Annotated in this window: 12 protein-coding genes and 1 pseudogene; 6 read left to right on the plus strand and 7 right to left on the minus strand. The window is 58.6% G+C overall.

Annotated features, from left to right (window positions below; all coding sequences use genetic code 11):
- The 3 genes from ACZAHD_RS07510 to ACZAHD_RS07520 form a co-directional block, all read left to right on the plus strand.
- A partial coding sequence (locus ACZAHD_RS07510) for a FecCD family ABC transporter permease (RefSeq protein ID WP_462456219.1) occupies positions 1-954 on the plus strand: 954 nt, incomplete at its 5' end.
- Positions 954-1,715, plus strand: a complete 762-nt coding sequence (eitC, locus tag ACZAHD_RS07515) for a siderophore ABC transporter ATP-binding protein EitC (RefSeq protein ID WP_462456220.1) — start codon at positions 954-956, stop codon at positions 1,713-1,715. The genes ACZAHD_RS07510 and eitC, both read left to right, overlap by 1 nt.
- 11 nt (positions 1,716-1,726) lie before the next feature.
- Positions 1,727-2,968, plus strand: a complete 1,242-nt coding sequence (locus tag ACZAHD_RS07520; protein WP_462456221.1) for an MDR family MFS transporter — start codon at positions 1,727-1,729, stop codon at positions 2,966-2,968.
- Positions 2,969-3,157: 189 nt separating this feature from the next.
- Here the strand turns inward: ACZAHD_RS07520 and ACZAHD_RS07525 are convergent, their stop codons facing one another.
- A complete protein-coding gene (locus ACZAHD_RS07525; protein ID WP_100683897.1) occupies positions 3,158-3,586 on the minus strand; it encodes a TOBE domain-containing protein in 429 nt (142 codons plus the stop codon).
- A gap of 175 nt (positions 3,587-3,761) precedes the next feature.
- On the opposite strand from ACZAHD_RS07525, the pseudogene ACZAHD_RS07530 reads away from it, so the two are divergent.
- Positions 3,762-4,342, plus strand: a pseudogene (locus ACZAHD_RS07530) (SOS response-associated peptidase family protein); the annotation flags it as partial.
- 249 nt (positions 4,343-4,591) lie between these two features.
- Here the strand turns inward: ACZAHD_RS07530 and ACZAHD_RS07535 are convergent.
- Complete coding sequence (locus ACZAHD_RS07535) at positions 4,592-5,476, minus strand: LysR family transcriptional regulator (protein WP_462456222.1); 885 nt, start codon at positions 5,474-5,476, stop codon at positions 4,592-4,594.
- A 97-nt stretch (positions 5,477-5,573) separates the two neighbouring features.
- Here ACZAHD_RS07535 and ACZAHD_RS07540 point away from each other — a divergent pair, with 97 nt between their 5' ends.
- Both ACZAHD_RS07540 and ACZAHD_RS07545 read left to right on the plus strand, forming a co-directional pair.
- A complete protein-coding gene (locus ACZAHD_RS07540) occupies positions 5,574-6,239 on the plus strand; it encodes a DsbA family protein (protein ID WP_462456223.1) in 666 nt (221 codons plus the stop codon).
- Positions 6,240-6,272: 33 nt separating this feature from the next.
- On the plus strand, positions 6,273-6,848 hold the full coding sequence (locus tag ACZAHD_RS07545; RefSeq protein ID WP_462456224.1) for a flavodoxin family protein: 576 nt from the start codon (positions 6,273-6,275) through the stop codon (positions 6,846-6,848).
- Between the two features lie 622 nt (positions 6,849-7,470).
- On the opposite strand, the gene ACZAHD_RS07550 is transcribed toward ACZAHD_RS07545, so the two are convergent.
- Genes ACZAHD_RS07550 through ACZAHD_RS07570 form a run of 5 tightly spaced genes read right to left on the minus strand, consistent with a single transcriptional unit; the run spans position 7,471 to position 11,824 of the window.
- On the minus strand, positions 7,471-8,214 hold the full coding sequence (locus tag ACZAHD_RS07550; protein WP_462456225.1) for an ABC transporter permease: 744 nt from the start codon (positions 8,212-8,214) through the stop codon (positions 7,471-7,473).
- The gene (locus ACZAHD_RS07555; RefSeq protein ID WP_462456226.1) at positions 8,211-9,401 is read right to left on the minus strand and encodes an ABC transporter substrate-binding protein; all 1,191 of its coding nucleotides are present in this window, start codon (positions 9,399-9,401) and stop codon (positions 8,211-8,213) included. The genes ACZAHD_RS07550 and ACZAHD_RS07555 overlap by 4 nt, the downstream gene beginning before the upstream one ends.
- Complete coding sequence (locus ACZAHD_RS07560) at positions 9,385-10,185, minus strand: ABC transporter ATP-binding protein (RefSeq protein WP_191119119.1); 801 nt, start codon at positions 10,183-10,185, stop codon at positions 9,385-9,387. Before ACZAHD_RS07560 ends, ACZAHD_RS07555 begins: the two co-directional genes overlap by 17 nt.
- Positions 10,182-11,240, minus strand: a complete 1,059-nt coding sequence (locus tag ACZAHD_RS07565) for an acyl-CoA dehydrogenase family protein (protein ID WP_462456227.1) — start codon at positions 11,238-11,240, stop codon at positions 10,182-10,184. The genes ACZAHD_RS07560 and ACZAHD_RS07565 overlap by 4 nt, the downstream gene beginning before the upstream one ends.
- 32 nt (positions 11,241-11,272) lie before the next feature.
- A complete protein-coding gene (locus tag ACZAHD_RS07570) occupies positions 11,273-11,824 on the minus strand; it encodes a carboxymuconolactone decarboxylase family protein (protein ID WP_100683905.1) in 552 nt (183 codons plus the stop codon).
- Positions 11,825-11,840 lie beyond the last annotated feature (16 nt).

Here is an 11,840-nt window from a genome sequence, read left to right on the forward strand (position 1 = left end):
ATAGCCCTTAGTGTCAGCGTGGGTGAGCTTTCGATCCCTCTGCAAAACGTCTTTTATGCCATCAGCAATAAAATGGGGTGGAGTAACGTTCCGCTCAGCCGCATCTATGAAAGCGTGATTTGGGACTTTCGTCTGAGCCGCGCGCTGGTGGCTGCATGCTGTGGCGCCGGGTTGGCTATTTGCGGCGCCGTTTTGCAAAGCCTGCTAAAGAATGCGCTGGCTGAGCCTTACGTGCTTGGCGTCTCCGCAGGTGCGTCAACGGGGGCGGTTTCTGTGGTCGTACTGGGAATCGGTACCGGGGCGATCTCTCTTTCTGCTGGCGCATTTGCCGGGGCGTTTTCAGCCTTTGCCTTTGTCGCCTTCCTGACCAACGGCGCGCGCGGCGGTAATGAACGCACCATTCTGGCAGGGGTTGCCGCCTCCCAGCTCTTCAATGCGATTACCGCTTATACCATCAGCACCTCTGCCAGCGCGCAGCAGGCGCGTGATGTGATGTTCTGGCTGCTGGGCAGCTTTAGTGGCGTGCGGTGGCCTGAATTCCAGCTGGTGCTGGTGGTAGTGCTGGCTGGACTGGCCGTTTGCCTCTACTATTCCCGGGCGCTGGATGCCTTTACTTTCGGTGATGATGCCGCCGCGTCACTGGGCATTGCCGTGCCCTGGGTGCGGCTGGTTCTCTTCACTGTTACCGCCCTCATCACCGCGACCATCGTCAGTATGGCGGGCTCTATCGGCTTTGTTGGGCTGGTGGTTCCCCATATGATGCGTTTCTTCTTTGGTCCCCTGCACCGTACGCTGCTAATTGCCAGCGCCCTGGCAGGCGCGATCCTGATGGTACTGGCCGATATTGCTTCGCGCTTGCTGATCGCGCCGCAAAGCCTTCCTGTCGGCGTGGTGACTGCGCTGGTCGGTGTGCCTTTCTTTGCCGTGATTATCTACCGCTCAAGGAATAAGTAATGAGTATCTCCGCTGACAATATTACCTGGAAGGTAGGCAAAAAAGTCATCGTCAATGGTGTCTCGCTGGACGTTTCTCGCGGCGAGACCGTGGGGCTTCTCGGCCCTAATGGCTGCGGCAAATCCTCACTTCTGCGTATCCTTGCGGGACTGCGTCGCCCGGATAGTGGTTGCGTGAAGCTCGACGGGCAAGACATTTCCCGCGTGGGCAAAAAGCAGTTTGCCCGCCGGGTGGCCTTCGTTGAGCAACATGGCATGACCGATGCCAATATGCGCGTTCGCGATGTGGTAAAACTTGGGCGTATTCCACATCACTCTCCTTTTTCGAACTGGAGTACGCATGATGACGAGACCGTCACCGCCGCCCTGCAAAAAGTGGACATGCTGGAAAAAAGCGATCAGGGCTGGCTGAGTCTCTCCGGCGGGGAACGCCAGCGGGTACATATTGCTCGCGCACTGGCGCAGACTCCCACCGAGATCCTGCTGGATGAGCCGACCAACCATCTGGACATCCACCATCAGATGCAGTTAATGCAATTGATTAGTGAGTTACCCGTCACCAGTATTGTGGCCATCCACGATCTCAACCATGCTGCGATGTTCTGTGATGCGTTGATCGTGATGCAGGCAGGACAGATCATCGCTAGCGGGACACCGCAGGACATTCTGTCCGAAGAACTTCTCTGGGCGGTGTTTCGGGTGAAAACGAAAATTGAGACCTCACGCTTCCATGGCAAAAAACACATCCATTTTATCGTTTAGGTTCAGGTAACATGTCTCTTTTGTCTCTGCGCCCTGTCACAACGCTTCGGCCGCCCGTTTTACTGGGCAGCCAGTTTATTTTCAACATTGGCTTTTATGCGGTCGTCCCTTTCCTCGCCCTCTTTTTACGCGACGATATGCTGCTCTCCGGCGGAGTTATCGGGCTGGTTCTCGGACTGCGCACCTTCTCACAGCAAGGGATGTTTATCATCGGCGGCGCACTCTCTGACCGCTACGGAGCGAAGGTCGTTATCCTGTGCGGCTGCATGATTCGTATTGCGGGTTATCTGTTGCTGGCATGCGGACAATCCCTGTGGTCCATCATTCTGGGCGCATGTCTTACCGGCATCGGCGGAGCACTGTTTTCCCCGTCTATTGAAGCGCTACTGGCAAAAGCAGGGACACAAAGCGAAACAAACGGCAAGCGTAGCCGCGCGGAGTGGTTTGCGCTTTTTGCCGTGTGCGGTGAACTCGGCGCCGTGCTAGGCCCGGTTGCAGGTGCACTGTTGACGGGGCTCGGCTTTCGCCAGGTTGCGCTCGCAGGCGCTGGCGTCTTTGTCGTCGCCTTAGTTGTGCTGTACTTCTGCCTCCCTGCCCCTCATGACAGCAAACGGGCGTTAAAAATACTTCCCTGGTGGACGACATTCCGCCAGCCGCGTTTCGTCGCCTTTATCATTGCCTACAGCTCGTGGCTTTTGAGCTACAACCAGCTTTATCTGGCGCTACCGGTGGAGATTCAGCGCTCAGGAGGCAGCGAGAAAGATCTCGGCCCACTTTTTATGCTGGCCTCTCTCCTGATTATTACCTTCCAGCTTCCGCTTGCGCGCTTCGCTCGACGAGTGGGGGCGGTTAAAATTTTACCGGTTGGTTTTTTGCTGCTCTCCGCCGCTTTTGTGAGCGTGGCTATGTTCGCGGCGACGCAACCGGCGGAAGGTTGGTTGCGGTTAATCCCTTCAGTATGTCTTGTGACGCTGTTAACGCTGGGGCAGATGCTGCTGGTCCCCTCGGCAAAAGATCTGATCCCATTGTTTGCCGACGAGTCGACGCTTGGTGCGCACTATGGCGCGCTAGCCACCGCCGGAGGTTTCGCGGTGCTAATGGGTAATTTGTTGTTTGGCCCGTTGCTGGATGAGGCACTTGTACCCTCCGTCCGGGCCATCTATCCGTGGCTACTGCTGGCGCTGTTTCCCTTGTGTAGCGCCGTTGCTCTGGCTGTCATTTGTCGTCCGCTACAAAAGCCGCTCACAACCTGACTCTCTTACGGCTCTGAAAGCGTTGCAACCGGAGCCGGATAAGGGATCTGTCGGATTAAGCGCGTTTGTGAAGGCGGAGTGTGATTGATATAAAAAAAGCCCCGCCACGGCGAGGCAGATCTTTCTCTGATATTAAACGAATCACCGCGATAAAAAATCGTCAATTCCAGACGTCTTTCAGGCTTTAGTTTATGCGCGAGTGGCAATGATGATGGAAGAGGCTTTGATCAATGCAATCACACGAACACCAATAGCCAACTGCAACTCTTCACAGCTTTCATTGGTGATGACGGACACAATTTCAAACCCCGCATCCGTTTTTACATGCACTGTGGCATTCACCGCACCTGGCGTGACCTTACTAATCTCACCAGCAAACTGATTACGCGCTGAAAATTTCAGCCCACAGTCTTCGGTTGCCAGTGTGACCCAGGGCGCCTTAATCAGCGCAATGACGTCTTTCCCCGGCTCGAGGCTCAGTGCGGCTTTACTGCTTGACGTGACAATGGCAACCAGTTTAGCGCCATCTTTCAGGGTTAATTCAACTTCATCGTTAACGGCACCGCGTTCAGTCGCGCTGACCGTACCAACCAGCTGGTTTCTAGCCGAAATTGCCATATAGTAGCCTCCAGGTGAGATGAGAGAATGTGTTATATCAAGTTAAACCATCCTCATCTATACCCACTTTCTTATAATGGTTTTTCGCTACTTTCAAAACAGCCATCAGAACGTGATGGCGATGTACCTTCTCCAGTTTGCGCAATCACAGACAGACGAAGAATATCTGGCTTAGCTGGCAGAAGAAGCAGATCGTGACATGACCTATGAACCCGAACCAATTGGACGTTACAACGTTGCCAGGTACTCGCGTACTGCACCTGAGTGAACGATGAACAATTGCACCTCGATCCGGTTCATTGGGGTTACGCGCCGGAGGGGGGAAGTAGCCAGCACTCATTAACGCCCGCATTGAAACTACCGCGGCAAGCCGGATGTTGAAACCCCTTTGGCAATATGGCCGGGCAATTTGCTTTGCTGACGGCAGGGATGAATGAAACAGGGCGGGATCATTCACAGAAAAGACGAACAACCTATTTTTATGGCGGCAATCGGCAGCGTACCGTTCGAACGCCGGGATGAATCCGAGGGCTTTTTGCTGGTGGCCACTGCAGCCGTTCAGGACCTGCCAGACATTGACGACCGCTAGTCAGACGTCCAGGTTGCGCAAGCACGTGTGAATGGATGAGGCAGGCTCTCGGGGGAGTAAAGGCGGGAGAAATCGCCACCTACGGTACGGTGTCAGAGGACCATTTCATCTGGCGCCCTGTATCCCGTGCTGTTGGCAACGTGAAAAATCACGGAGCAGATCTCATTATAAGGGCTGGCGTGGAGTTAATCCGCGAGCTTCGTTTCATGGCAACGTCCCCCTTGATGAAGGAGAGTCTTGCATCGACCCGTTCAACTCACCGCCAGAAGCGTACATACCTGATACTACGATGCCATCATCAACATGACGTATGTCTTATCTTGCTGTCTGTCACCTTCTTTTAGCTTCACTGGTCGCATTCATCGTGCCGGCAGTCATGCTCCAAAAGAGGATAGTCCGTTACCCGCATCTGCGATTCAGGGAAGCCGAAGATGGCTGACGAGATAATCAATCAGTACTCGCTGGGCCAGCGGCATTTTTTTGTGTGACAGGTAGACTGCGCTGACCTCCAGCCTGTCAAGCTCATACTCCGGCAGCAGCGTAACCAGCCTGCCCGTCATAAGCTCATGCTCCACGGCGAAAAGCGGCAGTATGGCTATTCCCGCCCCAATCTTCGTCGCCTTCAGCAGGATGGCCGCCTCGTTGGTGCTGACGCTGCCCGTGACCGGCAGGCTGACCACGTCATTATCTTTATGAAACCGCCACACGCTCTGCCCGAAATAGGTATAGGTCAGACAGTTATGGTTTTTCAGATCGCTCAGGCCGCCGGGCGCGCCGTGTTTATCCAGATAGACTTTGCTGGCGCACAGCACTGAGGAGCAGTGGCCGAGGTTACGGGCGTACAGGTTAGGTGCAATCGAGCTGGAAACCCGGATGGCAAGGTCAATGCCTTCTTCTGCGAGGTCAACGGTCCTGTCCGCAACCTGCAGATCAACCTGAATCTCCGGATAGGCGGCCAGAAAGTCGATAATCAGGTCCGTCAGGCAGAACTCCGCAAAGATGGAGTTGGAGGTTATCTTCAGCTTGCCTCTGGGCGCGGACACGATGCCAGGGTCCATCGCCGCCAGCCCGTCTGTCAACGCCAGGATATCGTGGCACAGCAGTAATGCCTGCTCTCCGGGTACCGTCAGGCTTAACCGTCGGGTCGTCCGGTGCAGGAGGCGCGACCCCGTCCACTCCTCCATGAGGGCGATATAGCGCGACGCCATGGCCCGTGACAGGCCCAGATGTTCGGCCGCCGCCGAAATACTGCCCCGTTTAACCGTCTCAGAAAAGACCTGCAGTGCCGTAAATCTGTCCATTCGCTCACCTCATGCAACAATGTGTCTACTGTATGCCTGTTTTTCGGATTGCGGAATCCAAATATGATGGACGCAACTGATTTACGGAGATGGCAACGTGCATATCGACAAGCTGCAGTACATTTTTGACCCGCTTTGCGGCTGGTGCTACGCCAGCGCGCCAGCGCTGGATTATCTGTCCCGACACTACGGCGACCGCCTGGAGCTGATGCCCTGCGGCCTGTTCAGCGGCGACGGCGCCCGCCAGATTACGGCGCTGTGGGCCGGGCACGCCTGGAGCAACGACCAACGCATCGCGTCGCTGACCGGCCAGCCGTTCAGTGAGGCTTATCACCGGCTCCTGCTCTCTGGCGGCAGCTTTGACTCAACGTACATGAACCGCGCGCTGACCGCCTTTCAGCACGCCGGTGCGGCCGCCGAAGCGGGCCTGCTTCACGCCTTGCAGCATGCCCGCTACGTGGATGGCCAGGACACCTCACGCAGCGACGTGGTGGCGGATATCAGCACGACATGGGCGCAGGAGCACGGCACTGACGGCGGCGCTGAGCTGGCGGACAGGCTTGAGGCTGACGATGGACTGCGCAGTCTCTCCGACTTGCGCACTGCCCGAGTACAGCGTCTCATGAGCGAAAAAGGCGTCAGGGGCGTGCCCCTGCTGCTGGCAACCGCTGACGATGCTGAGCACGTCATCAGCGGCCATGCTCTGTACGGCGGGATGCAAAGCATCAGCGCAGCGCTGGCAGAGCTACCATCACTGACATAACCAATACGGATTATCACAACCGAGGAAACTGACATGGCAAAAGTAGCAATCGTATTCTTCAGTGGTTACGGACACACGGCAAAGCAGGCGGAAGCCGTTGAGCAAGGTGCGCGCAGCGTGGCCGGAACCGACGTCACCGTTCTGCGTATTGATGAAAACGGCGACCTGCCGGAGGACAGTTTTGAGCTGCTGGCTCAGCAGGACGCAGTGATTTACGGATCCCCGACCTACATGGGTGGCCCGGCGTGGCAGTTCAAAAAGTTTGCCGACGCCTCGTCAAAGCTATGGGTAAAACAGGCGCTTAAGGACACCGTGGCGGCTGGCTTCACTAACTCTGCCTCCGTGAACGGCGATAAGTTTTCCGCCATCCAGTACCAGTGGACGCTATCCCAGCAGCACAGCCAGGTCTGGGTCGGACTGGGTCAGCTACCCGCCAACACCAAGGCCAGCGGTCCGCAGGACGTCAACTGGACTGCCGGCTTTGCCGGCGCACTGGCCATATCCCCGTCCGACGCGTCGCCGGATGAGGCTCCTCGCAGCGGCGACCTGGAGACGGCAAGGCTGCTGGGGCAGCGCGTAGCGGAAACCGCCGCCCGTCTCAGAGGCTGATACCCGGCTTATCTGACCAGAATGGCGCTTTCCCGCTCCGGGAAAGCGCTGATTAAATGTGGCGTCAGCAGACACCCGACTGACGGACGAACCTGTCAGGACATCAGCCGAAACCATACTCACGGTTATCAGAGACACTGCGGAATGGGCAAACCTTTATCTTGAGAGCAACTGAAAATTCGGGCGCTGACGCAAAAGTCCTGGTCAACGTACGGGCACTTCCCGCGACAGTGTCACCTGATGGCAACTATTCCGCATGCAAAATATATGAGGCTGGGCAGTGCGCAGGTGATAAGCCGCATTTTCTGGCGATGGCCGGCTCAGGAACGCCGAACAGCAGCTGAGGGGCTGCTGGTGCACGCCGCCCGCGTTCTCTGTCGAAGTCTCTGACACAGGAGGTCAGCGACGAGCAACTGCTGACCTATGCAGCAGTATCATTTTGACGTGCGGGTTAGCGGGAATCCCCATCGCGACAGGGTCAGAACCGTGGCCGCGCCACCGGGCGAAGCCCCCCTGTCAACCTCAGGCGATCCGTGAAAGCAGCGTCTCTGATTTCTACGCCGATGCGCTGATGCGCAACGACATGCCGAGAACATTCGCCCTCGGCGGGGGTTAAGAGAATTCAGGTGCTCACCGTGCGGATAAAATATCTGGCCAGCCAGTCCATCAGAAAACCGATAGCACCGATAGTCACAATCACCGCCATCAGGGCGGAATAATCCAGTCGGTCACGGGCATCAAGGATGGCATAGCCCAGCCCTGAGCTGACCCCCAGCATTTCACAAGGCACCAACACAATCCACAGGATACCGATGGCCAACCGGACACCGGTGAGAATATGGGCGCGAACGCCGGGCAGAATAATATGCCAGAGCGTTTCCCGGCGCGTTGCGCTCAACGAACGGGCCAGCAGCAGCCAGCCGGGGGGCAACTGCCTGACGCCGCTGGCGGTATTGAGCAGCACCGGCCACACGGCGGCAAAGCTAAGCAAGAACCAGATCGGGCGATCGCCGATCCCCAGCAGCATCACGGCGACGGGCATCCACGAGAGCGGCGAGATCATGCGCAGAAACTGCAGCGCCGGCATCGCCAGACGTTCGCTTGCTGCCGAGCAGCCAATTAGCAGGCCGCACGGGATACCGACCATTATCGCCAGCCCCAGTCCAACCGCCACACGCGACAGGCTGATGGCGATATTACGCATCAGTTCCCCCTGAACAAGCATCTCCAGCAGGCTGCGGAAGGCATTTTCCGGCGCAAACAGCCCGGCCATTCCCCCGGCAAAGTGCGTTATTGCACCCCAGAGCAGCAGCAGAAGTGTAAGACCGGGAAGCGCCCAGCCAATACGGATGAAAAGCGACTTCATGGCGCGATCGTTTCCTCACGGTCAAACGCCTGGTCGGGCAGACCAAACGCGGTCATGCCGCCGACACGGGCGATACTCTGACGCACGAAATCCGACGCCACCAGCTCGGCGGCGACCTGATGTCCGTCGAGCCGGGTGAGAAAATCACGATCTCCCTCCATTACCGTCTGCTTCAGCTGCTCGGTCAGCGATGCGAAATAGCTGGCGTACGGCCAGGGCTGGAAATCAATCCGCTGCTGGCGCCACGCTTCGTGGCGGATCGCGCCGTCCTTTTGCCAACTGGCCTGCATCGCCGGAGTGGGCAGCAGTACCTGACGAAGCACCTCAGCATCGTGCGGCGTATAGCGATGCTCATCGCTGCGCGCCAGCAGTTGCGCCGTTTCCGCCCGATGCTGGCGGATCCACCGCTGGGCGTTAACCAGCGCATCGGTCACGCTCTGGCTCCACGTTGGTCGCGTACTGAGATCGCTATCGTGCATCATTACCACGCAGCAGGCGTGGTTTTGCCAGACGTCGCCCGTAAAACGCAGGATCCGCCCGACATGGCGCGCTTCCGCCAGCGCGTTAAACGGTTCGGCGACGATAAAGCCCTGAATCTGCCCGGCCGCCAGCGCGGGCACCATATCAGCAGGCGAAAGCACCAGCAGGCGAACCTGCTTTTTCCCCGGCACGCCGGTGACCGCCTGCAGCCCGGCGCTGCGTAATATTTGCTGCAGCACCACGTTATGTATTGAGTACCAGAAAGGCACGGCGACGGTTTTCCCCTCCAGCTCTTCGGGGCGACTAATCTGCGGTGCCACGGTCAGCGCCGAGCCGTTGGTATGGTTCCAGGCTACCACCCTGGCCGGCAGTTTCGCCTGGTAGCGCGCCCAGATCGTCACCGGCGAGAGCATATGAATCACGTTCACCCGGCCGGCGATAAACGCCTCGGTCAGTTGCGACCAACTGCGGAACATCACCGGACGCTCGGCCTTCACCCCGGCCTTGTCGAACAGACCGAGCCCGTGCGCCACCAGCAGCGGCGCCGCATCGGTGATCGGCAGATAACCCACTCTGACCGGCGCGTCCGGTTCAACGGCAGCGCGTGCCTGCTGTTGCATTATCAGCGGGAGAGCGGTTCCGGCGCTCAGCAGCGCGCTCAGTTTCAGAAAGTCGCGTCGCGACATCGCATCACACATCAGGCACATGGCGTTTCTCCGCATCAGTATCCGCGCGTACATCGCGCAGTTTCTTCAATATTTCCAGCCGCAGGGTGGCGAGCGCCTCCAGCGCATTATCGCGCGGATGGGGGATCTGCGGGGACCATTCGCCCATCAGACGACCCGGGGCGCCGCCCAGCAAAATAACCCGGTCCGCCACCAGCAGCGCCTCGTCAATGTCATGAGTAATCAGCAGCGCCGACATCCGGTGTTGATTAAGCACAGCGATCAACAGCCGCTGCATGTCGTGGCGGGTGACTTCATCCAGCGCGCTGAACGGCTCATCAAGCAGCATGACCTTCGGCCGCCGCGCCAGGCATCGGGCTAGCGCCACGCGCTGAGCCATCCCGCCGGAAAGCTGGGCCGGTAACTTACTGAGGTGGGCGCTCAGGCCGACCGACGCAATCGCCTGTTGCACGCGTTCCCGACGTTCCCGCGCGCTAAGCCGCGGCTGATGGCGGAAATCGAGGCCAAAGGCGACATTGTGTTCCAGCGTGCGCCAGGGCAGCAGCGTGGGGTCCTGGAAAGCCACCGAAAGGTGAGGATGCGGGCCGTCCAGCGGCTGGCCGAGATAGTTCACCTCACCGGCCAGCGGTTTTTCCAGCCCGGCCAGGATCCGCAGCAGGCTGGATTTCCCGACGCCGCTGGCTCCCACCACCGCGACAATTTCATTTTCCGCCAGCGCAAAGTTGAAATCCTGCAGCAAGCGGGTCGTCACCTGACCGCGGCGATACCCCACCTCAAGGCGGCTGGCATGCAGCAAAACGGTCATGAGGACAGCCTTGCCAGCTGCTGTTTCAGCTGCACAACGCTGGGGGTGACCAGCGGCAGGAAGGCGCATTCACGCCAGCGGCGCGCGGTCTGATCGCCCTGCGGCGACAGGTAGGCCCGGCCTCCCGCCAGCATCAGTTCCAGTTGTATGCTGCTCATCGCCAGTTCGACCAGCCCGATGCGCAGCCGGAACAGTTCTCCGGGCTGCTGTACAAATCGCTGGCTTTCTACCCCTGCGTAAAGGTCGCTGCGGATCTGGCGATAGCGCTGTAGCAGTATCTGCCATTCCCCGCGCAGTACGTGGCCGTCGCTTAATCGGTCGCGGCACTCGTCAAGAATCCGTTCGGTCAGCCCGAGCGCCATGCCGCACTGCAAACCGAGAAAGCGCGGGCGCACCGCAGGCAAAAACGTCCGGGCAGCAGGATGGATCACCGCGTCTTTTTCCAGCGCGACATCGTCAAAGCGCAATGCCGCCGTGGCGCTGCCCTGCATCGCCATCAGCGCAAGATCGGCAGAGCGCGACACGCCGGTAAGGCCGGATCCGATACTGGCGATGAACGGTTCGCCGCTGCCATCAGGCTGAACAACCGCCACCGCCTGGAAACCGCGGATTTGCAAATTGGTAACCCAGTAAAGTTGCCCGGAGAGCCGCCAGCCCCCCACCCCGTCAGGTACGCCGCCGACCTGCAGCTCTTCGAGCCCGGAGAGGAATTTCATCGCGTTGGATAAACCGGTCGCCCCCGCCAGCCGGCCTGACAGCAGATCGGGCAATATACGTTCGCGTAATGCGCTCTGCAGCGCCTGGGTCAGGATGTCGATATAGGTACGGTGTCCCCAGAACATAAACGCCGCCGTCAGCGAATGGCGGGCCACCGCGCTGATGGCGTCAATCGCGTCCAGCAGCGTACCGCCGCTGCCCCCGGACGCCGGCGCGATCCCGATACGAAACAGGTTCGCTTCCGCCAGCTTTTGCAATAGCGCATGGCTGTGTTCGCCGGAGCGGTCAAGTTCCGCCGCCCGATCGTCAAGCCACTCGCGTAATGAGTGATGTAGCATGCGTACTCTCCTTCAGCAGAGGGCGGCCAGGTTCAGTCGGACCAGGCCCACGGGCTTAGCTCAATATTGAGCGGCGTTTGCGCCAGGCTGTTGGCGAAGTTGCACAGCGTAGCCAGGCTGACGCCGAGGATCACATCCAGCGCCTGGCGCTCGCCGTACCCCGCCGCGCGAAACGCCTGCCATTCCGCCTCGCTAACCGCGCCGCGCGTGGCGATGACCTCGCGGGTGAAGCTGGCGATAGCTTCAAGATGCGGGTCGGGCAGCGGCTGCCGCTGGCGTAGCGCCTGTAAATCGGCCGTCGGCATGATTTTTTTCTTTTCAACCGTTGCGCTGTGCCCCGCCACACAAAAACCGCAACCGTGAACAGTTGCGGCAATTAATTGCACCGTTTCTCGTTCCGCTGCGGATAGACTGTTATTATTATTTATAGCGCCGACTGTTATATATGTTTCCAACGCCTGTGGCGAATTAGACAGCGCCAGTAATAAATTAGGAATAAAGCCTGAAGCGCGCCGGGCATTTTCCAGATACGGTTTTGATTCCTCCGGAGCGCCAGCCAGAGTCTGTAAGGTAATTCTTGTCATGATGAGTCTCCAGTTA

Origin of the sequence: Raoultella sp. (genome assembly GCF_039594335.1) — a bacterium.
Taxonomy (GTDB): domain Bacteria; phylum Pseudomonadota; class Gammaproteobacteria; order Enterobacterales; family Enterobacteriaceae; genus Klebsiella.

Coding starts and splice junctions, on each gene's coding strand:
- eitC (WP_462456220.1), top strand. CDS start 954: ATGAGTATCTCCGCTGACAATATTACCTGGAAGGTAGGCAAAAAAGTC.
- ACZAHD_RS07520 (WP_462456221.1), top strand. CDS start 1,727: ATGTCTCTTTTGTCTCTGCGCCCTGTCACAACGCTTCGGCCGCCCGTT.
- ACZAHD_RS07525 (WP_100683897.1), bottom strand. CDS start 3,586: ATGGCAATTTCGGCTAGAAACCAGCTGGTTGGTACGGTCAGCGCGACT.
- ACZAHD_RS07535 (WP_462456222.1), bottom strand. CDS start 5,476: ATGGACAGATTTACGGCACTGCAGGTCTTTTCTGAGACGGTTAAACGG.
- ACZAHD_RS07545 (WP_462456224.1), top strand. CDS start 6,273: ATGGCAAAAGTAGCAATCGTATTCTTCAGTGGTTACGGACACACGGCA.
- ACZAHD_RS07550 (WP_462456225.1), bottom strand. CDS start 8,214: ATGAAGTCGCTTTTCATCCGTATTGGCTGGGCGCTTCCCGGTCTTACA.
- ACZAHD_RS07555 (WP_462456226.1), bottom strand. CDS start 9,401: ATGTGCCTGATGTGTGATGCGATGTCGCGACGCGACTTTCTGAAACTG.
- ACZAHD_RS07560 (WP_191119119.1), bottom strand. CDS start 10,185: ATGACCGTTTTGCTGCATGCCAGCCGCCTTGAGGTGGGGTATCGCCGC.
- ACZAHD_RS07565 (WP_462456227.1), bottom strand. CDS start 11,240: ATGCTACATCACTCATTACGCGAGTGGCTTGACGATCGGGCGGCGGAA.
- ACZAHD_RS07570 (WP_100683905.1), bottom strand. CDS start 11,824: ATGACAAGAATTACCTTACAGACTCTGGCTGGCGCTCCGGAGGAATCA.